18 protein-coding genes are annotated in these 18,905 nt (G+C 71.5%); 13 read left to right on the top strand and 5 right to left on the bottom strand.

Annotation, left to right across the window (positions count from 1 at the left end):
- Positions 1 to 21 precede the first annotated feature (21 nt).
- The 4 genes from OG448_RS21270 (at position 22) to fabF (ending at position 3,687) form a co-directional block, all read left to right on the top strand.
- Positions 22 to 960 carry an ACP S-malonyltransferase gene (locus OG448_RS21270; protein WP_405556020.1) on the top strand — a complete coding sequence of 313 codons (939 nt, stop codon included), beginning with the start codon at positions 22 to 24 and terminating at the stop codon, positions 958 to 960.
- A gap of 16 nt (positions 961 to 976) precedes the next feature.
- On the top strand, positions 977 to 2,008 hold the full coding sequence (locus OG448_RS21265) for a ketoacyl-ACP synthase III (RefSeq protein ID WP_030808130.1): 1,032 nt from the start codon (positions 977 to 979) through the stop codon (positions 2,006 to 2,008).
- 83 nt (positions 2,009 to 2,091) lie between these two features.
- Positions 2,092 to 2,340, top strand: a complete 249-nt coding sequence (locus tag OG448_RS21260; RefSeq protein ID WP_225839890.1) for an acyl carrier protein — start codon at positions 2,092 to 2,094, stop codon at positions 2,338 to 2,340.
- Between the two features lie 84 nt (positions 2,341 to 2,424).
- Positions 2,425 to 3,687, top strand: a complete 1,263-nt coding sequence (fabF, locus tag OG448_RS21255) for a beta-ketoacyl-ACP synthase II (protein WP_405556018.1) — start codon at positions 2,425 to 2,427, stop codon at positions 3,685 to 3,687.
- A gap of 68 nt (positions 3,688 to 3,755) precedes the next feature.
- On the opposite strand, the gene OG448_RS21250 is transcribed toward fabF, so the two are convergent.
- Positions 3,756 to 4,250, bottom strand: a complete 495-nt coding sequence (locus OG448_RS21250) for a DUF3145 domain-containing protein (RefSeq protein WP_030808139.1) — start codon at positions 4,248 to 4,250, stop codon at positions 3,756 to 3,758.
- A 266-nt stretch (positions 4,251 to 4,516) separates the two neighbouring features.
- Between OG448_RS21250 and OG448_RS21245 the strand changes: the two genes are divergently transcribed.
- Both OG448_RS21245 and OG448_RS21240 read left to right on the top strand, forming a co-directional pair.
- Positions 4,517 to 5,398 (top strand): SGNH/GDSL hydrolase family protein, encoded by an 882-nt coding sequence (locus OG448_RS21245; RefSeq protein WP_405556016.1) that lies wholly within the window; start codon positions 4,517 to 4,519, stop codon positions 5,396 to 5,398.
- A gap of 15 nt (positions 5,399 to 5,413) precedes the next feature.
- On the top strand, positions 5,414 to 6,385 hold the full coding sequence (locus tag OG448_RS21240) for an aldose epimerase family protein (RefSeq protein ID WP_405556014.1): 972 nt from the start codon (positions 5,414 to 5,416) through the stop codon (positions 6,383 to 6,385).
- Between the two features lie 176 nt (positions 6,386 to 6,561).
- On the opposite strand, the gene OG448_RS21235 is transcribed toward OG448_RS21240, so the two are convergent.
- Both OG448_RS21235 and OG448_RS21230 read right to left on the bottom strand, forming a co-directional pair.
- Entirely contained in the window at positions 6,562 to 7,350 is a 789-nt protein-coding gene (locus tag OG448_RS21235) for an EI24 domain-containing protein (protein ID WP_405556012.1), read from the bottom strand.
- Between the two features lie 29 nt (positions 7,351 to 7,379).
- On the bottom strand, positions 7,380 to 7,832 hold the full coding sequence (locus OG448_RS21230) for a MarR family winged helix-turn-helix transcriptional regulator (RefSeq protein ID WP_405556011.1): 453 nt from the start codon (positions 7,830 to 7,832) through the stop codon (positions 7,380 to 7,382).
- A 94-nt stretch (positions 7,833 to 7,926) separates the two neighbouring features.
- Between OG448_RS21230 and OG448_RS21225 the strand changes: the two genes are divergently transcribed.
- Positions 7,927 to 8,949 carry an NADP-dependent oxidoreductase gene (locus tag OG448_RS21225; RefSeq protein WP_405556010.1) on the top strand — a complete coding sequence of 341 codons (1,023 nt, stop codon included), beginning with the start codon at positions 7,927 to 7,929 and terminating at the stop codon, positions 8,947 to 8,949.
- A 94-nt stretch (positions 8,950 to 9,043) separates the two neighbouring features.
- Here OG448_RS21225 and OG448_RS21220 read toward each other — a convergent pair whose 3' ends face one another.
- Both OG448_RS21220 and OG448_RS21215 read right to left on the bottom strand, forming a co-directional pair.
- Positions 9,044 to 10,201, bottom strand: a complete 1,158-nt coding sequence (locus OG448_RS21220) for a serine hydrolase domain-containing protein (protein WP_405556009.1) — start codon at positions 10,199 to 10,201, stop codon at positions 9,044 to 9,046.
- A gap of 270 nt (positions 10,202 to 10,471) precedes the next feature.
- Positions 10,472 to 11,464, bottom strand: a complete 993-nt coding sequence (locus OG448_RS21215) for a hypothetical protein (RefSeq protein WP_405556007.1) — start codon at positions 11,462 to 11,464, stop codon at positions 10,472 to 10,474.
- 201 nt (positions 11,465 to 11,665) lie between these two features.
- On the opposite strand from OG448_RS21215, the gene OG448_RS21210 reads away from it, so the two are divergent.
- The 6 genes from OG448_RS21210 to mmsB all read left to right on the top strand — a co-directional run bounded on the left by OG448_RS21210 (position 11,666) and on the right by mmsB (position 18,858).
- On the top strand, positions 11,666 to 12,823 hold the full coding sequence (locus OG448_RS21210; protein WP_405556005.1) for a mandelate racemase/muconate lactonizing enzyme family protein: 1,158 nt from the start codon (positions 11,666 to 11,668) through the stop codon (positions 12,821 to 12,823).
- Complete coding sequence (locus OG448_RS21205; RefSeq protein WP_405556003.1) at positions 12,820 to 13,809, top strand: zinc-binding dehydrogenase; 990 nt, start codon at positions 12,820 to 12,822, stop codon at positions 13,807 to 13,809. The genes OG448_RS21210 and OG448_RS21205 overlap by 4 nt, the downstream gene beginning before the upstream one ends.
- Before the next feature lie 82 nt (positions 13,810 to 13,891).
- Positions 13,892 to 14,860 carry a hypothetical protein gene (locus tag OG448_RS21200; RefSeq protein ID WP_405556001.1) on the top strand — a complete coding sequence of 323 codons (969 nt, stop codon included), beginning with the start codon at positions 13,892 to 13,894 and terminating at the stop codon, positions 14,858 to 14,860.
- A gap of 67 nt (positions 14,861 to 14,927) precedes the next feature.
- A complete protein-coding gene (gene chvE, locus OG448_RS21195; protein WP_405555999.1) occupies positions 14,928 to 16,046 on the top strand; it encodes a multiple monosaccharide ABC transporter substrate-binding protein in 1,119 nt (372 codons plus the stop codon).
- Between the two features lie 32 nt (positions 16,047 to 16,078).
- Positions 16,079 to 17,629: a multiple monosaccharide ABC transporter ATP-binding protein gene (gene mmsA / locus OG448_RS21190; RefSeq protein WP_405555997.1), complete on the top strand. Its 1,551-nt coding sequence runs from the start codon at positions 16,079 to 16,081 to the stop codon at positions 17,627 to 17,629.
- Positions 17,626 to 18,858, top strand: coding sequence for a multiple monosaccharide ABC transporter permease (gene mmsB, locus OG448_RS21185; protein WP_405555995.1), 1,233 nt, complete (start codon positions 17,626 to 17,628; stop codon positions 18,856 to 18,858). Before mmsA ends, mmsB begins: the two co-directional genes overlap by 4 nt.
- The last annotated feature ends 47 nt before the right edge of the window (positions 18,859 to 18,905 follow it).

Here is an 18,905-nt window from a genome sequence, read left to right as displayed (position 1 = left end):
TCAACAAGAGAGAGTGTGAGAGTGCTCGTACTCGTCGCTCCCGGCCAGGGCGCCCAGACGCCCGGCTTCCTGACCCCCTGGCTCGAACTCCCCGGTGCCGCCGACCGCGTCGCCGCGTGGTCCGACGCCATCGGACTGGACCTCGTCCACTACGGAACGCAAGGCGACGCGGACGCGATCCGCGACACCGCCGTGGCGCAGCCGCTGCTGGTCGCGGCCGGGCTGCTGTCCGCCGCGGCACTGGGTGACATCACGCCGGGCGCGGTCGCGGGCCACAGCGTCGGCGAGATCACCGCCGCCGCCTTCGCGGGCGTGCTGGACGACATCTCCGCCCTGAACCTGGTGCGCAAGCGGGGTCTGGCCATGGCCGACGCCGCCGCGATCACCGAGACCGGCATGTCGGCGCTGCTCGGCGGCGACCCGGAGGTCTCCGTCGCGCACCTGCAGAAGCTGGGGCTGACCCCGGCCAACATCAACGGCGCGGGCCAGATCGTCGCGGCGGGCACGCTGGAGCAGTTGGCCGCGCTGGCGGAGGACAAGCCGGAGGGCGTCCGCAAGGTCGTCCCGCTGAAGGTGGCCGGCGCCTTCCACACCCGCCACATGGCGCCCGCCGTGGAGACGCTGGCCAAGGCCGCGGCCGAGCTGGCTCCGGCGGACCCGAAGCTGACCTACGTCTCCAACAAGGACGGCCGTACCGTCGCGTCCGGCACCGAGGTGCTGGAGCGGCTGGTCGGCCAGGTCGCCAACCCGGTCCGCTGGGACCTGTGCATGGAGACCTTCAAGGAACTGGGCGTCACCGCGCTGATCGAGGTGTGCCCCGGCGGCACGCTGACCGGCCTGGCCAAGCGCGCACTGCCCGGTGTACGGACGCTCGCCCTGAAGACCCCCGAGGATCTCGACGCGGCGCGCGCGCTCATCGCCGAGACCGCGACTCCTGCCGCTGACGCGGCGGGCGCCTGACAAGGAGCCCATGCCAATGGCGAAGATCAAGCCCAGCAAGGGCGCCCCGTACGCGCGCATCCTCGGGGTGGGCGGCTACCGCCCGACCCGGGTGGTGCCCAACGAGGTGATCCTGGAGACGATCGACTCCTCCGACGAGTGGATTCGCTCCCGCTCCGGGATCGAGACCCGGCACTGGGCGGGCCCGGACGAGACGGTCGCCGCGATGTCGATCGAGGCGGCGGGCAAGGCGATCGCCGACGCGGGCATCGACGCCGACCGGATCGGCGCGGTGGTGGTCTCCACCGTCTCGCACTTCAGCCAGACCCCGGCCGTGGCCACGGAGATCGCGGACAAGCTGGGCACCGACAAGGCCGCCGCGTTCGACATCTCGGCGGGCTGCGCGGGCTTCGGCTACGGCCTGACCCTCGCCAAGGGCATGGTGGTGGAAGGTTCCGCCGAGTACGTGCTCGTCATCGGCGTGGAGCGGCTCAGCGACCTGACCGACCTGGAGGACCGCGCGACGGCCTTCCTGTTCGGTGACGGCGCGGGCGCGGTCGTGGTCGGCCCGTCCCAGGAGCCCGCCATCGGTCCCACGGTGTGGGGCTCGGAGGGCGACAAGGCCGGCACGATCAAGCAGACCGTCCCGTGGGACCGCTTCCACGTGGGGGACGTCTCCGAACTCCCCCTGGACAGCGCGGGCAACATCAAGTTCCCCGCGATCACGCAGGAGGGCCAGGCGGTGTTCCGCTGGGCCGTGTTCGAGATGGCGAAGGTCGCCCAGCAGGCGCTGGACGCGGCCGGGATCTCCTCGGACGACCTGGACGTCTTCATCCCGCACCAGGCCAATGTGCGGATCATCGACTCGATGGTGAAGACTCTGAAGCTGCCGGAGCATGTCACGGTCGCCCGTGACATCCGTACCACCGGCAACACCTCGGCCGCGTCGATCCCGCTCGCGATGGAGCGGCTTCTGGCGACCGGCGAGGCCAAGAGCGGCGACACGGCGCTCGTCATCGGATTCGGGGCGGGTCTGGTCTACGCCGCCACGGTCGTTACCCTCCCCTAGGCACTCCGTGCCGGGCCGTCCGGTCCGACACGGGGAAAAATGCCACCTCATTGTCTGAACATCGAAGAAGGAGAGCGCCTGACATGGCCGCCACCCAGGAAGAGATCGTCGCGGGCCTTGCCGAGATCGTGAACGAGATCGCCGGCATCCCCACCGAGGACGTCCAGCTCGACAAGTCCTTCACGGACGACCTCGACGTCGACTCCCTGTCCATGGTCGAGGTCGTCGTCGCCGCCGAGGAGCGCTTCGACGTGAAGATCCCCGACGAGGACGTCAAGAACCTGAAGACCGTCGGTGACGCCACCGACTACATCCTCAAGAACCAGGGCTGAGTAACCCCTCGGCCGTAGGCTGCTAGGCCCCGCCACCCGGCGGTGGCGCCGTCGAATCCCGCATCTGTTGGAGAAAGAATTCCCGTGAGCCCGACCAATCGCACCGTGGTCGTCACCGGTATCGGCGCAACCACACCGCTGGGTGGCGACGCAGCTTCCACCTGGGAGGCCATGCTGGCCGGCCGGTCCGGCGTCAGCCGCCTCGAGCAGGAGTGGGCGGCCGAGCTGCCTGTCCAGATCGCCGCGCAGATCGCCGTCGAGCCGGGTGAGATCCTCCCCCGGCCGCAGGCCCGCAAGCTGGACCGGTCCGCGCAGTTCGCGCTGATCGCCGCTCAGGAAGCCTGGAAGGACGCCGGTTTCACCGCCAAGGCCGGTGAGGACCAGTCCGTGAACCCCGACCGCCTCGGCGCGGTCATCGCCTCCGGCATCGGTGGCGTGACGACCCTCCTGGACCAGTACGACGTACTGCGGGAGAAGGGCGTGCGCCGGGTCTCCCCGCACACCGTGCCGATGCTGATGCCCAACTCCCCGGCGGCGAACGTCGGTATCGAGCTGGGCGCGCGTGCCGGTGTGCACACCCCCGTCTCGGCCTGCGCCTCCGGCGCCGAGGCCATCGGGTACGCGATCGAGATGATCCGCACCGGCCGTGCGGACGTGGTCGTGGCCGGTGGCACCGAGGCCGCCATCCACCCGCTTCCCATCGTCGCCTTCGGCAACATGATGGCGATGTCCAAGAACAACGCCGACCCCGAGGGCGCGTCCCGCCCCTACGACTCGGGCCGTGACGGCTTCGTGCTCGGTGAGGGCGCCGGTGTGATCGTGCTGGAGTCCGAGGAGCACGCCAAGGCGCGCGGTGCCCGGGTCTACGCCGAGGCCATCGGCCAGGGCATCTCGGCCGACGCGCACCACATCACGCAGCCGGAGCCCTCGGGCAACGGCATCGCGCAGGCGCTGCAGAACCTGCTGGACTCGACCGACCTGAAGCCGGCGGAGATCGTGCACGTGAACGCGCACGCGACGTCGACGCCCCAGGGCGACGTGGCAGAGGTCAAGGCGCTGCGGAAGGTCTTCGGCGACGACGTCGACCACATGGCCATCTCCGCGACCAAGTCCATGACGGGTCACCTGCTGGGCGGCGCGGGCGGTATCGAGACCGTCGCGTCCATCCTCGCGCTGGTGAACCGCACGGCCCCGCCGACGATCAACGTCACCGAGCTGGACCCGGAGGTGAACGCGGACGTCGTCGTGGGCGAGCCGCGGGCTCTCCCCGAGGGTCGGATCGCGGCCCTGAACGACTCGTTCGGCTTCGGCGGCCACAACGTCGTTCTGGCGTTCCGCAGCGTCTGACCTGAAGCACTGAGAAGGCCCCCACCGACCGGTGGGGGCCTTTCTCGCGTCCAGGGGGTTACGCCGGCTCAGACGACCTGGTGGAGCCAGCGGACCGGGGCGCCCTCGCCCGCGTGCCGGAAGGTCTCGAGTTCGTCGTCCCAGGGCTTGCCGAGGAGCTTGGAGAGTTCGGCCTCCAGATCGCTCTCGCCCTGGCGGCTGCGCTGGAGGGCGGCGCGCAGGCGGTCCTCGGGGATGAGGATGTCGCCGTGGATGCCGGTGACGGCGTGGAAGATGCCGAGGTCGGGGGTGCAGCTGTAGCGCTCGCCCTCGGCGGCGGCGGAGGGCTCGGCGGTGACCTCGAAGCGGAGCAACTGCCAGCCGCGCAGCGCGGAGGCGAGCTTGGAGGCGGTGGCCGCCTCGCCCTGCCAGGAGAACTCCGAGCGCCAGGTGCCGGGGGCGGCGGGCTGCCGGATCCAGTCCAGGCTGACGCGCGTACCCAGCACGCCGGCGATGGCCCACTCGACATGCGGGCACAGCGCGCGCGGCGCGGAGTGCACGTACAGAACTCCACGTGTCGTCACCGGAACCTCCGGGCTGAGCGGGACATCTTGCGGGCTGGTCGAGCGGCCATGACGCGTCGGCCGCATTGATGGCGAGGCTACCTTGCGGGGATGCAAGGAGTGTGACGTACCGTCGGTCCCGGTGCCAGGAAACCTCTGCCATTCACCCAGGGGGACGCTTGTACGGGGGTGTGCCGTTCCAGCGGGGGCGGACGGGAACCCTCGCACGTTGTGATGGGTGGGCGCACCGGCGGTCGGTGCGCCAAGGAGCGAGGAGACCTGCGGGGATGCGGAAACCAGGCCACCGGGCGCGGGCCGTCCTCGCCGTGCTGACGGCGGCCGTGCTGGCGAGCGGGTGTGACTCCATCCGGGGCGGTGACGCGGATACGGGCGTGTCCCGGCCCTCCGCCCGCCCCTCCCCGGTGTGGAACGCGCACCCGGACTCCATCGCGGCGGTGGGCGACTCCATCACCCGCGGCTTCGACGCCTGCCAGGTGCTCGCGGACTGCCCCGAGGTGTCGTGGGCGACGGGCGCGGACACCGGTGTGGACAGCCTGGCGGTACGGCTGCTGGGACGGCGGGGCGCCGCCGAGCGGGGCTGGAACTACGCGGTGACCGGCGCCCGGATGGCCGACCTGCCCGGCCAGATGGCCGAGGCGGTGCGGCGCCGCCCGGAGCTGGTGACGGTGATGGTGGGCGCGAACGACGCCTGCCGGTCCTCGGTGTCGGCGATGACCCCGGTGGCCGACTTCCGCGCGGACTTCGAGCGCTCGATGGCGGCGCTGCGCAAGGAGCTGCCGAGGACTCAGGTGTACGTGGCGAGTGTGCCGAACCTGCTGCGGCTGTGGTCGGAGGGCCGGGCCGATCCGCTGGGCAAGGAGGTGTGGAAGCTGGGCATCTGCCCGTCGATGCTGCGCGGCGCGGACGACCTGACCGAGGCGGCGACGGTGCGGCGGCAGGAGGTCCAGCACCGGGTGGAGGCGTACAACTCGGTGCTGGCGGAGGTGTGCGCGAAGGACGAGCGCTGCCGCTCCGACGGCAACGCGGTCTTCGACTACCGCTTCGGCACCGGGCAGTTGAGCCAGTGGGACTGGTTCCACCCGAGCCGGGACGGCCAGGCCCGGCTCGCCGAGATCGCGTACCGGACGGTCACGGAGCGCAGACCGTGACCTAAGGTTTCCCACATGGGCGAACTTTTCGGCACACTTTCCGACGGGACCCCGGTGCACCGCTGGACGCTCGAGCGCGGTGGCGTACGGGTCCGGGTGCTGTCGTACGGCGGGATCGTGCAGTCGGCCGAGGTGCCGGACCGGGAGGGGCACGCGGCGAACGTGGTGCTCGGTTTCTCCTCCGTCGAGGGCTATGTGGACCATCCGGGCCCGTATCTGGGCGCGTTGGTGGGCCGGTACGCCAACCGGATCGCGGGCGGCCGCTTCCCGCTGGACGGGCGGACCTACGCGCTGGCCCGGAACAACGGGCCCAACTCGCTGCACGGCGGGGAGCGCGGCTTCGACCGGTACGTGTGGGACGCGGAGCCGGTCGGGCACGGGGTGCGGCTCAGCCGGGTCAGCCCGCACGGCGAGGAGGGCTTTCCGGGGCGCCTTCAGGTCTCGGCGACGTACACGCTTCAGGAGTCGGGTGCGCTGCGGATCGCCTATGAGGCGGTGACGGACGCGCCGACGGTCGTGAACCTCACCAACCACTCGTACTGGAACCTGGGCGGTTCGGGGCACGCGGGCGGTCATGAGCTGCGGCTGGACGCCTCGCGGTACACGCCGGTGGACGACGGTCTGATCCCGGTGGGCGAGCCCGTGGACGTGACGGACTCGCGCTTCGACTTCCGCGCCTCCCGCAAGATCGGCTCGGGGTACGACCACAACTACGTGCTGGACAAGGGGGTCACACCGGCGGCCGAGGAGGTGGCCGAGCTCTACGACCCGGCGTCCGGGCGGGTGCTGACGGTGGCGACGACCGAGCCGGGCCTCCAGCTCTACACCGCCGACCACCTGGGCGCCCCGTTCGCGCCGGGCGAGGGGATCGCACTGGAGACCCAGCACTTCCCGGACTCCCCCAACCGCCCCGACTTCCCCACCACCCGGCTGGAGCCGGGCGAGGTGTACCGCTCCGCGACGGTGTACGGCTTCGGGACGCGCTGAGCCGCCCCGGACAGCATTCAGCCCCGGTCCAGGTGTCAGGTTCCGGGACCGGGGCTGATGTCGACGGTAATCCGCGCCGGGCGCCCCGGGGCGCCGGATCGGGGGTCCGGGCGGGTTCTCCTACGAACCCTTCACGCCCGTGTCACGACTTCGCCTTCTCGGCCGCCGGGCCGGGCTCAGGCGGTGACCGCCCGGTCGCTCTCCGGCTGCTCCTCCGCGAGGGGTTCGCCGAGGAGGTCGCGGGTGAGGAGGGTGGCGCCGGCGACCGCGCCGGGCATCAGGAACACCGCGACCACGGGGACCAGGAAGGCAACGCCCAGCGGGACGCCGAAGCCCCAGGCGAGCATCTTGCGGGAGCGCAGCAGGGCGAGGCGGGCGCGCAGGTCGACGTCCCGGCGCTGGAGGGCCACGGAGGTGAGTTCCTCGGTGAGGAAGAACCCGGTGACGAAGAAGCCGAGGACGGGTACGACGGTCTGGCCGACCACGGGCAGGAAGCCGAGCGCGAAGAGCAGGATGCCCCAGACGCAGGCGCGCACCAGGATGCGCAGGCTGTCGCGGGCGGAGATCCACAGCTCGCGCCACATGGGCCGGCCGGAGCTGGGCGCGGTGCCGTCGGGCGAGACGTCGGCGTCGGTCCGCTCCGAGAGGCTCTCGTAGAAGGGCTGGCCTATCAGCAGGGTGGCCGCCGTGAAGGTGAGGACGGCCAGCAGCAGCCCGAGGGCGAACAGGACGACGGTGAGGAAGCCCCGGAAGACGCCCTGCCAGGGGCTGGACCAGTCGTCGGCGAACGGGGTCGCCCAGGTGACGGCGTCGGAGCCCCACAGGGCGAGCGCGACCAGCACCACCACGTAGAGGACGAGGGTGATCAGGCCGGGCAGCAGGCCGAAGCCGTACTGCCGTCCGTGCTGTGCCACCCACCGCTGGCCGTTGAGGAGATGACGGAACCCCACCCCGAGATCGCGCATGGCGGGGACTTTACCCGCAGCCGCGTGGTTCAGGCGTCGAGCATGCGTCGCAGCAGGTCGCGCAGGGAGGAGCGTTCGGCGGTGGAGAGACCGGCGAGGGGTTCGCGGGCGAAGTGCAGGCCCTCGCGGAGATCGCGGGCGACCCGCTGGCCCTCGTCGGTGGCGGCGGCGAGCTTGACCCGCCGGTCGGCGCTGTCGGGGCGGCGCTCGACCAGGCCGCGCGACTCCAGCCGGTCCACGATCCCGGTCACGTTGGACGGCTCGCACTTCAGCCGCTGGGCGAGCTTGCGCATGGGCAGCGGCTCCAGGGCAAGGAGGCTGAGCAGGCGGGCCTGCGGGCCGGTGAGCGCGTGGGTGGCCGCCGCCTCCTCGTAGTCCGCGTGGAAGCGGGCCACGACGTCACCGATCAGCTCGACGACCTCCATGGTCAGGGGGTCGGCGGAGCGGTGACGCACGGTGGGACGCGGCGACTGGGTGGACATGCCGTCCAGGATACCGGGTTACTTGACATCCTGAAATATTTAGGAGCATGGTTGTTTCAGGTACTGAAGTAGTTTGAGGAAGAAGGCCCCCCACATGTCCGACTCCCCCGCCCTTCCCGCCGTGAGCCGCGAGTGGCACCTGTTGCAGCGCCCGGTGGGCTGGCCGAAGCCCGAGGACTTCGCGCTCGTCGAGGTGCCGATGCCGGTGCCCGGCGAGGGCCAGGTACTGGTGCGGAACGAATACCTCTCGGTGGACCCGTACATGCGGGGCCGGATGAGTGCCGCGAAGTCCTACTCCGCCCCGTTCGAGCTGGGTGAGCCGATGGAGGGCGGCGCGGTGGGCGTGGTCGTCGCCTCCGACGTCGACGGCATCGAGCCCGGCGACCATCTGCTGCACTTCCTCGGCTGGCGCGAGTACGCAGCCGTGGACGCGAAGCAGGCCGTCAAGGTCGATCCGGACGCCGCGCCGCTCTCCACCTACCTCGGCGTGCTCGGCATGACCGGCCTGACCGCGTACGCCGGTCTGCTGCGCACCGCCGGGTTCAAGGAGGGCGACATCGTCTTCGTCTCCGGCGCGGCCGGCGCGGTGGGCAGCCAGGTGGGTCAGCTCGCCAAGCTCAAGGGCGCCTCGCGGGTCATCGGCTCGGCCGGGTCCGACGAGAAGGTGCGGCTGCTGATCGACGAGTACGGGTTCGACGCCGCGTTCAACTACAAGGACGGCCCGGTGAGCGAGCAGCTCCGCGAGGCCGCGCCGGACGGCATCGACGTGTACTTCGACAACGTCGGCGGCGACCACCTCCAGGCCGCCATCGCCGAGCTCAACCTGCACGGCCGGATCGCCATCTGCGGCGCGATCTCGGTCTACAACAACACCGAGCCCGCCCCCGGCCCGAACAACCTCACCCGGCTGATCCAGACCCGCGGCCGGATCGAGGGCTTCCTGGTCGGCGACCACTACGACCTCCAGCCGGAGTTCGTCCGCGAGGTCGCGCCCTTGGTGGCGTCGGGCAAGCTGAAGTACCGCGAGACGATCGTGGAGGGCATCCAGAACACGCTGGAGGCGTTCCTCGGGGTGCTGCGCGGGGACAACACCGGGAAGATGATCGTCAAGCTCTGACCGGTGACGTACGGCCGGTGCCGGTCGTTGGACCTCACGGAGGCCGCATCCCTGGACGTGGGGTGCGGCCTCCGCCATGTCCCGGCGTCCCGGCTCAGCCGCCGAGCGCCGCCCGGTGCACGGCGGCGGCCAGCCGGTCGTTCTCCGGGGCCGCGCCGCCGGGGTGGGCGAAGCGGCGGCGGGTGTAGCCGTAGGCGAGGCCGCTGCGGGGGTCGGCGAACGCCTGCGAGCCGGACGCGCCGCAGTGGCCGACGGTGCCGGCGCCGAGGAAGGGGTGCCAGACCTCGGCCGTGCACTCGAAGCCGAGGCCGAACACCGCGTGGGAGCGGCACACCAGGTCGTGGCCGGCCGAGTGCGGCTGGCCGAACTCCGCGAGGGTGTCGCTCTTGAGCAGCGGCGCCTTCCCGTCCACCTCGCTGATCATCGCCGCGTACATCCCGGCCAGACCGCGCGCCGAGGCGACGCCGCCCACGGAGGCGGGGCCGTTCGCGCGGACGGCGCGGTCGTTCGGCAGCGACTCCAGGTCGGTGGGGGTGGGGGCGTGCTGGTTCCTGGCGATGGACGGCAGGGTGTGCGGACCGGTGCGGCGCAGCTCGGCCTCCGCCTGCTGGGCGGGGGTCGGCATCATCGGCTGGGTGGCGCGGAAGCGGGGCTCGCGGGAGGCGGGCAGGCCGAGGTGGAAGTCCAGCCCGTAGGGGGCGCGGACGCGCTCCTCGTACAGCTCCTGGACGGTGTGGCCGGTGGCCCGGCGGACCACCTCGCCGGTGAGGGCGCCCATGGTCAGCGCGTGGTAGCCGAAGGCGGTGCCGGGGCGCCAGAAGGGGCGCTGGTCGGCGAGGCGTTCGGCGAGCGCGCGGTCGTCGGCCAGCTCGGCCGGACTGAAGCCGGTGTCGGTGCCGACGAGTCCGGCGCGGTGGGCGAGCAGGTCGCGCAGGGTGAGGGTGCCCTTGCCCTCGACGCCGAACTCGGGCCAGTAGTAGGTGACTTTGCGGTCCAGTTCCAGGGTGCCGTCCTGCACCAGGAGGGCGGTGACCAGGTGGGCGGCGCCCTTGGTGCAGGAGAAGACGCCGTACAGCGAGCCGGCGTCGACGCCCTCACCCGCCCACAGGTCGACGACCCGGCGGCCGTCCACGTAGGCGCACAACTGGCCCTCGTAGTCCGGCAGTTCACCGGCGACGAAGGCGGCGAACTCCTCGCGCACCGCCTCGTACCCCTCGGCGACCGTGCCCTGGACGGTGCTGTCCTGTGTCATCCGGTTCTCCTCAACTGAGCCGCTGCTCGCTGCTCCTCCTCGCACGGCGCCGGTTCCGGCCGGCGCATTCCGAGGTCGTGTACGGCGAGATGTACCTGTTCGACTCAACCGCCGCAGGGCCCGGTTGGTGTCACCGTTGCCCCGGATGGCGTACTGCACGGGGTTCGTATGACCGGTGAGGGGACGCGGACGGGCGGCCGGGTCGTCGGGTCCGCCTACCCGGGACGGGGCGGGTCACCCCACGTCACCGCAGGGCCGGCCGCGCGTCCCCTAGCTGCACCACCACAGGAAGCGGTCGCAGGTCCTGGTGGGGGTGGGGTCGGGGGTGGGCTTGGCGGTGGTGGGGGCCGCCGTGGGGGTGGGGGTGGGCTTTTCCGGGGCCGGGTGGTTGGGGGCGGGGGCCTCGGAGTGCTGGGGGGTGGTGGCGGGGCTGTCCGTGGTGGGGTTCGTCGTCGGGGACTCGGACGCCTTCTTCGTGGGGGACTTGGAAGGGGAGGCCGAGGGGGAGTCCGATGCGGAGGCGGAGGTGCTGGGGGTGGTGGACGAGCCTGCCGTGGTGCCGGTGAGGGGGGCGCCCGTCCGGGCCGGGGAGACGGAGGCGGAGCCGCCGTCCGGGGAGGCGTCGCCGGAGGCGGCGGGACGGTCGAAGGAGAAGGGGGCGTCCGCGCTCAGTTCGGCGAGGCTCAGGGCGGCCGCCGCGAGGACGAAGCCGGTCGCCACGAGGAGGGTGCGGCGTCTGCGGCGGCGATGGGCCGCGGCCTTGCGGTCCCGGCGGCTGCCGTCGGGGGCCGGGTCCGGGTCGTCGTAGGGGTCCTCGGGCTCCGTGGGCGGCTCGTAGGTGCCGCGCCGGTCGGCCTGCCGGGGGACCTTGGGCTGCTCGGGGGCGGCCGGGGGTTCGGGCGTGGGGGCTGGAGTGTCTTCCCCGTAGGGGGCTGCGGGGTCGTCCTGCGGATAGGGGGCGGCGGGGGCGTCCTGCCCGTAGGGGGCGGCGGGGGCGTCCTGCCCGTAGGGGGCGGCGGGGGCGTCTTGCCCGTAGGGCGCTGCGGAGGTGTCCTGTCCGTAGGGGGCTGTGGGGGCGTCCTGCCCGTAGGGGGCTGTGGTCTGCCCGTAAGCGGGCGCCGGGAGGCTCTGCCCGTAAGGGTCCGCCACCCCGCCGGAGGGGACGGTGGCGGTCGGCACGACGGCTGTCAGGGCGGACGCGCCGCAGCCTGGGCAGGCGAGAGCGCCGTTGAGGTGCCGTCGGCACGGGTGGCAGTAGTCCATGACGCGGGAAGACTAGATTCCACTCGGGTCACGTTCCTAGGTGCCGCTGTGAAGGTTTGGTGCGGGAGAGACGGCTGCGCTCACGCCTATGCCGGAACCGTTACGTGTTCGCCCCATTGACACCCCCCGCGCCCCCTCCCTACTGTCACGCCAGCATTTCGAACGCATGACGAAATTTCGAACACCGAGGGGTGGACGGGCGTGCGTATCACCGGAATCAGTACCCATGTGGTCGGCACACCGTGGCGCAATCTGACCTATGTGCAGGTCCACACGGACGAAGGGCTCACCGGCGTCGGGGAGACCCGCATGCTCGGCCACACCGACGCCCTGCTCGGCTACCTGCGGGAGGCCGAGGCCAACCACATCGCGGGCTCGGACCCGTTCGCCGTGGAGGACCTGGTCCGCCGGATGAAGTACGGCGACTTCGGCCGGGCCGGCGAGATCGTGATGTCAGGGATCGCGGTGGTCGAGATGGCCTGCTGGGACATCAAGGGCAAGGCGCTCGGCGTACCGGTGTGGCAGTTGCTCGGCGGAAAGGTCACCGACCGCGTCAAGGCGTACGCCAACGGCTGGTACACCACCGAGCGCACCCCGGAGGCGTACCACGAGGCGGCTCGCGCGGTGGTGGCGCGGGGCTACCGGGCGCTGAAGATCGACCCGTTCGGCACCGGCCACTTCGAGCTGGACCACGAGCGCACCCGGTACGCCGTCTCCCTGATCGAGGCCGTGCGGGACGCGATCGGGCCGGACACCGAGCTGATGCTGGAGATGCACGGCCGCTTCTCCCCCGCGACCGCGATCCGCCTCGCCCGCGAACTGGCGCCCTTCGACCCCGCCTGGCTGGAGGAGCCGGTGCCGCCGGAGAATCTCAAGGCGCTGGAGAAGGTGGCCGCCAAGGTGGACATCCCGGTCGCCACCGGGGAGCGGATGCACGACCGGATCGAGTTCCGGGAGCTGCTGGAGAGCCAGGCGGCGGACATCCTCCAGCCCGACGTCGGCCACATCGGCGGCATCTGGGAGACCCGCAAGCTGGCCGCGACCGCCGAGACCCACTACCTGCTGCTCGCCCCGCACAACGTGGGCGGCCCGGTCCTCACCGCCGCCTCGCTCCAAGTCGGCTTCGGCACACCGAACTTCAAGATCCTGGAGCACTTCAACGACTTCGCGGACGCGGAGATCAAGACGGTGGTCAAGGGCGCCCCCGAGGTGGTCGACGGCTACTTCCACCTCTCCGACGCCCCCGGCCTCGGCGTCGAGCTGGACACCGACGCGGCGGCCGAATTCCCGCAGCAGCAGGCCCGGTTCGACCTGTGGGCCGAGGGCTGGGAGCGACGCCGGCCGAAGGGGACGAAGTGAGCGTCCAGGTGGTGGTGGAAGCGCCGGGCACGCACCGGCTGGAGCCCCACACGCCCCGCCCACCCGGCCCCGGCGAGGCGCAGGTCGCCGTGCACGCGGTGGGCGTCTGCGGCAGCGACCGCGAGCTGTACATGGGCAACCGGCCCGCGCCGTACGTGCGTTACCCGATAGTGCCCGGCCACGAGTGGTCCGGCACGGTCCGGGAGGTGGGTGCCGGGGTGCCGGCGCTGCTGGTGGGCCGCAAGGTGGTCGGCGAGGGCTTCCGCAACTGCCAGGTGTGCGCCCGCTGTCACGCGGGCGAGACGACGCTCTGCGAGGCGGGGTACGAGGAGACCGGCTTCACCCACCCCGGCGCGATGGCCCCCACCCTCACCCTGCCCGCCCGGCTGCTGCACCCGCTGCCCGACGACGCCGACCTCACCGCGGCCGCCCTGCTGGAGCCCGCCGCCTGCGTCGCGGCCGCCGCCCTGCTGGCCGACGCCCGGCCGGGCGAGCGGGTCGCGGTGGTCGGCACGGGGACGCTCGGGATGCTCGCGGTGCGGTTCCTCGCCGCGGTCTCCCCCGCCGAACTGCTGGTGGTGGGCCTCGACCGCGAACGCGAGGCGCTGGCAAAGGAGTTCGGGGCCACCGACTTCACCGTGAGCGGCCCCGGCCTACCCGGCGGCTACGACGTGGTGATCGAGGCCGCGGGCTCCGCCGAGGCAGCCGGTACGGCCGCCGCGCTGCTCCGGCGCGGCGGACGCCTGGTCCTGACCGGCATCCCCGCACCGGGCGCCGGGGGCCTGGACCCGGCCGACCTCGTCCTGCGGCGGCTGGAGGTGCGGACGGTCTTCGGGGCGCCCCCGGCCGCCTGGGCGCACGCGGTCCGGCTGTTCGGCGCCGGTCTGCTGGACCCGCTGCCCCTGGTGTCAGACCGGCTGCCACTGACCGAGTTCGCGCGGGCGGTCGAAACAACGGGGCCCGGAAAGGTGCTGCTGCTGCCCTGAACTGGGCGTACGGGCTCCCCTTGGGGCCCTCTCGCCCGAAGATCCGAACCCTGTCCGGCATACCGAACACGAAAGGCAGCCCGTGACCGACCTTTCCGCTCCGGCAGTCCGCAGGCCCGGGGAGCAGGCGCTCGCCGCTCTGGGGCTGGCCGCGCCCGCCCCCGACCCCGCCGACGCCTCCCCGCACCGCTTCCCCGGCGGCGGGAGCTGGCGTACCGAGATCCCGTCGTGCGAGGGTCCCGAAGCGCTGGCCGTCGTGCTCGCCGAGGCGGCGCGGCTGGACGTGCCGGTGCACCGGATCAGCCAGGGCAGCGGCGTCTGGATGCTCACGGACGCCGAGATCACCGAGATGGCCCAGGCGACCGGGGAACACGGCATCGAGCTGTGCCTTTTCACCGGGCCACGCGGCACCTGGGACACCGGCGGCGCGGTGCGCTCGGACTCGCGTGGCGGCGGGCCGCGCGCCCGGGGCCACGACGCGGTGGCCGGCTGTGTCGAGGACGCGGTGCGCGCGACCGAACTGGGCGTGCGCTGCCTGCTGGTGGCCGACGAGGGCGTGCTGTGGGCGCTGCACCGGGCGCGGGAGTCGGGGGTGCTCCCGGCGGACACCACCCTCAAGGTCTCCGCGCTGATCGGCCCGGTGAACCCGGTCTCCTACGCGGTGTTCGAGCGGCTGGGCGCCGACTCGATCAACGTGCCCGGCGATCTCACCCTCGCCCATCTCACCGAGATCCGCCGGGTGTCCGGCGCCCCCATGGACATGTACATCGAGGCGCCGGACGACCTCGGCGGCCAGGTGCGGATGTACGAGGTGGCCGAGCTGATCCGGCGCGGCGCCCCGCTGTACCTGAAGTTCGGCCTGTCGAAGGCGCCCGGCATCTACCCCTGGGGCGCCCACCTCCGGAGCGTCGCCCTGGACACCGCGCGGGAGCGGGTGCGGCGCGGCCGGCTGGTGCTGGACCTGCTCGCCCGGCACGGCGCTGACGGCGGCATGGCCCCGCTCGGCAGCCGCCTCCCCGGCCCCCTGCACCGCTTCCCCACGACCGCGTGACCGTACGACCCCCGCACCACGCACGGCCCGACCCGCTCAACGCCGAGACGAACAAGGACGGTTCCCCATGCGCGACCGGTACACCGCACGCCCCCGCAGAGTCGCCCTCGCCGCGACCGCCGTACTCGCCCTCACCCTGACCGCCTGCGGGCAGAGCGGCGAGGGCGGAGCTGAGGAGAAGGGCGGCGACAGCAAGGGCGGCACCATCGGCGTCGCCATGCCGACCAAGTCCTCCGAGCGCTGGATCGCGGACGGCGCCAACGTCGTCAAGGACCTGCGCGCCAAGGGGTACAAGACCAAGCTGGTCTACGGCGAGGACGACCCGGACACCCAGGTCGCCCAGATCGAGAACCTGATCACCCAGGGCGTCAAGGGCCTGATCATCGCGGCGATCGACAACAAGTCCCTGAACAACGTGCTCCAGGAGGCCGCCGACGCCCACATCCCGGTCATCGCCTACGACCGGCTGATCCTCGGCACCAAGAACGTCGACTACTACGCCTCCTTCGACAACGAGAAGGTCGGCGAGCTGCAAGGCACGTACATCGCGCACAAGTTGGGACTGGACGGCGGCAAGAAGGGGCCGTTCTCCATCGAGCTGTTCGCCGGCTCCAACGACGACAACAACACCAAGTACTTCTTCGGCGGCGCGATGAAGGTGCTCCAGCCGTACATCGACAAGAAGCAGCTCGTGGTGAGGTCCGGGCAGACCGCGCTCAACCAGGTCACCACGCTGCGCTGGGACGGCACCACCGCCCAGCACCGCATGGAGGACCTGCTGACCTCGGCCTACCGGTCCGGTCGGGTCGACGCGGTGCTCTCCCCGTACGACGGCATCTCCATCGGCATCCTGTCCGCGCTGAAGTCGGACGGCTACGGCGGGAAGGGCAAGCCGCTGCCGGTCGTCACCGGGCAGGACGCGGAGCTGGCGTCGGTGAAGTCGATCATCGCCGGGGAGCAGACGCAGACCGTCTACAAGGATCTCCGCAAGCTCGCCGAGGTCGCCGCGAACATGGTGGACGCGACCCTCAAGGGCAAGAAGCCCGAGGTCAACGACTCCAAGACCTATGACAACGGTGCCAAGGTCGTGCCCGCCTACCTGCTCCAGCCGGTCAGCGTCGACAAGGGCAACTACCGCGAGGTGCTGGTCGACGGCGGCTACTACACCGAGTCCCAGCTCAAGTGATGGCCGAATCCGACGACTTGGAAGGCGCGGCCATGGCGGGACCCGTGCTCGAGATGCGCTCGATCGTCAAGACCTTCCCCGGCGTCACCGCCCTGTCCGACGTCACCCTGACCGTCCGGCGGGGCGAGGTGCACGCCATCTGCGGGGAGAACGGCGCCGGGAAGTCCACCCTGATGAAGGTGCTCTCCGGGGTTCATCCGTACGGCAGTTACGAGGGCGAGGTGCTCTTCGAGGGCGACGAGTGCCGGTTCCGGGACATCCGGGCCAGTGAGCGCCAGGGCATCGTCATCATCCACCAGGAGCTGGCGCTGGTGCCGTATCTCTCCCTCGCGGAGAACCTGTTCCTCGGCAACGAGCACGCCCGGCGCGGTCTGATCGACTGGACCGAGACCCTGCGGCACGCCACGAAGCTGCTGCGCCGGGTCGGGCTTGACGAGCATCCGGAGACCCGGGTCGCGGACATCGGCGTCGGCAAGCAGCAGTTGGTGGAGATCGCCAAGGCGCTGGCGAAGTCGGTGCGGCTGCTGATCCTGGACGAGCCGACGGCCGCCCTGAACGACGAGGACAGCGGCAAACTCCTCGATCTCATCCTGGAGCTGAAGGCCCAGGGCATCACCTGCATCGTGATCTCGCACAAGCTGAACGAGATCCGCCGGGTCGCCGACTCGGTGACCGTGCTGCGCGACGGCCGCTCGGTGGAGACGCTGGACGTGCGGGCCCCGGGGACCACCGAGGAGCGGATCATCGCGGGCATGGTCGGCCGCGACCTCGACCATCGCTTCCCCGAACGCCCCCCGCATCAGGCCGAGTCGGGTGCGGCTCCCGCGCTGGAGGTGCGTGGCTGGACCGTACGGCATCCGATCGACCGGCAGCGCAAGGTCGTCGACGACGTGTCCCTCGAGGTGCGCCGGGGTGAGATCGTCGGCATCGCCGGGCTGATGGGCGCGGGGCGTACCGAGCTGGCGATGAGCGTGTTCGGCCGCTCCTACGGCCGGTACGCGGGCGGCACGGTGCTGAAGGACGGCCGGGAGATCCGTACCCGGACCGTGGCGGAGGCGGTGGGGCACGGGATCGCGTACGTCACCGAGGACCGCAAGCACTACGGGCTCAACCTGATCGACACCGTGCACCGCAACGTCTCGCTGACCGCGCTCGGCAAGGTGGCCCGGCGCGGGATCGTGGACGAGCACGCCGAGCGGCGGGCGGCGGAGGGGTTCCGTACCGCCATGAACATCAAGGCGCCGACCGTGCTGGAGCCGGTCGGCCGGCTGTCGGGCGGCAACCAGCAGAAGGTCGTCCTCAGCAAGTGGATCTTCGCGGACCCGGACGTGCTGATCCTGGACGAGCCGACGCGGGGCATCGACGTGGGCGCCAAGTACGAGATCTACACCGTGATCGGGCGGCTCGCGGCCGAGGGCCGGGCGGTGGTCTTCATCTCCTCCGAACTGCCCGAGCTGCTCGGCATGTGCGACCGGATCTACACCATGGCCGCCGGCCGGCTGACCGGCGAGGTGCCACGGGCCGGGGCCACGCAGGAAGCGCTGATGCGCCTGATGACCAGAGACGAAGAGGTGACGCCATGAGCGCGGACGTGACGGCCCCGGCCCCGCCGGAGCGCGGCGGGCCGCCCGCCGGGCCGGGCGTGCTCCGGCTGATGCTGGACGGCCTGCGCCGCAACATGCGCCAGTACGGGATGGTGATCGCGCTCGGCCTGATCGTGGTCCTGTTCGCGGTGTGGACCGACGGCGACCTGCTGCTGCCGCGCAACGTGTCCAACCTGGTGCTCCAGAACAGCTACATCCTGGTACTGGCGATCGGGATGATGCTGGTGATCATCTCGGGGCACATCGACCTGTCGGTGGGCTCGCTGACCGCGTTCGTCGGGGCGTTCCTGGCGGTGCTGAACGTACGGCACGACGTGCCCTGGCCACTCGCGCTGGTGCTGTGTCTGCTGGTGGGCGCGGCGGCGGGGGCGGTGCAGGGGTATCTGATCGCCTATTTGGGCATCCCGTCGTTCATCGTGACGCTCGCCGGGATGCTGCTGTTCCGAGGGCTGACGGAGATCCTGCTGAAGGGGCAGACCCTGGGGCCGTTCCCGGACGGGTTGCAGAAGATCGGCAACGGCTTCCTGCCCGCGTTCGGCCCCGACACCGACTACCACAACCCGACCCTGCTGCTGGGCCTGCTGCTGATCGCGGCCGTGGTCTGGCAGGAGGTCCAAGGGCGGCGCAGGCAACGGGAGTTCGCGCTCCATCTGCCTCCGCTCAGGCTCTTCGCGCTGAAGCTGGCCGCGCTGGTCGCCGCGATCCTCGCGCTGACCCTGCTGCTCGCCAGCTACAAGGGCGCCCCGATCATCCTGATCGCGCTCGGCGCCCTGGTCGTCGGCTACGGCTACCTCATGCGCAACGCGGTCTTCGGGCGCCATGTGTACGCGATCGGCGGCAACCTGCCCGCGGCGAAGCTGTCCGGGGTGAAGGACAAGAAGGTCACCTTCCTGGTCTTCCTCAACATGGGTGTCCTCGCGGCGCTGGCCGGTCTGGTGGTCGCCGCCCGGCTGAACGCGGCCTCGCCGAAGGCGGGCGTCAACTTCGAACTGGAGGCCATCGCCTCGTCGTTCATCGGTGGCGCCTCCATGAGCGGTGGGGTCGGCACGGTGCTCGGCGCGATCATCGGCGGGCTTGTCCTCGGGGTGCTGAACAACGGGATGAACCTGCTGAGCGTCGGCACCGACTGGCAGCAGGTGATCAAGGGGCTGGCGCTGCTGCTGGCGGTCGGCTTCGACGTGTGGAACAAGCGCAGGTCGGGGGCGTGAGGCGAGCTTTCAAGTGAAGTGGCTCACATGGAAGGCGAGTTGAACAC

This window comes from Streptomyces sp. NBC_01171, from assembly GCF_045039805.1.
Classification (GTDB): Bacteria; Actinomycetota; Actinomycetes; order Streptomycetales; family Streptomycetaceae; genus Streptomyces.
The sequence above is the reverse complement of the archived record's forward strand: the minus strand, read 5'-3'. Positions and strand labels throughout refer to the sequence as shown.

What these genes read in the sequence shown, in the direction of transcription:
- OG448_RS21265 (WP_030808130.1), top strand. Translation starts at nt 977, where the DNA reads ATGGCGAAGATCAAGCCCAGCAAGGGCGCCCCGTACGCGCGCATCCTC.
- OG448_RS21260 (WP_225839890.1), top strand. Translation starts at nt 2,092, where the DNA reads ATGGCCGCCACCCAGGAAGAGATCGTCGCGGGCCTTGCCGAGATCGTG.
- OG448_RS21245 (WP_405556016.1), top strand. Translation starts at nt 4,517, where the DNA reads ATGCGGAAACCAGGCCACCGGGCGCGGGCCGTCCTCGCCGTGCTGACG.
- OG448_RS21240 (WP_405556014.1), top strand. Translation starts at nt 5,414, where the DNA reads ATGGGCGAACTTTTCGGCACACTTTCCGACGGGACCCCGGTGCACCGC.
- OG448_RS21235 (WP_405556012.1), bottom strand. Translation starts at nt 7,350, where the DNA reads ATGCGCGATCTCGGGGTGGGGTTCCGTCATCTCCTCAACGGCCAGCGG.
- OG448_RS21230 (WP_405556011.1), bottom strand. Translation starts at nt 7,832, where the DNA reads ATGTCCACCCAGTCGCCGCGTCCCACCGTGCGTCACCGCTCCGCCGAC.
- OG448_RS21225 (WP_405556010.1), top strand. Translation starts at nt 7,927, where the DNA reads ATGTCCGACTCCCCCGCCCTTCCCGCCGTGAGCCGCGAGTGGCACCTG.
- OG448_RS21220 (WP_405556009.1), bottom strand. Translation starts at nt 10,201, where the DNA reads ATGACACAGGACAGCACCGTCCAGGGCACGGTCGCCGAGGGGTACGAG.
- OG448_RS21215 (WP_405556007.1), bottom strand. Translation starts at nt 11,464, where the DNA reads ATGGACTACTGCCACCCGTGCCGACGGCACCTCAACGGCGCTCTCGCC.
- chvE (WP_405555999.1), top strand. Translation starts at nt 14,928, where the DNA reads ATGCGCGACCGGTACACCGCACGCCCCCGCAGAGTCGCCCTCGCCGCG.
- mmsA (WP_405555997.1), top strand. Translation starts at nt 16,079, where the DNA reads ATGGCGGGACCCGTGCTCGAGATGCGCTCGATCGTCAAGACCTTCCCC.
- mmsB (WP_405555995.1), top strand. Translation starts at nt 17,626, where the DNA reads ATGAGCGCGGACGTGACGGCCCCGGCCCCGCCGGAGCGCGGCGGGCCG.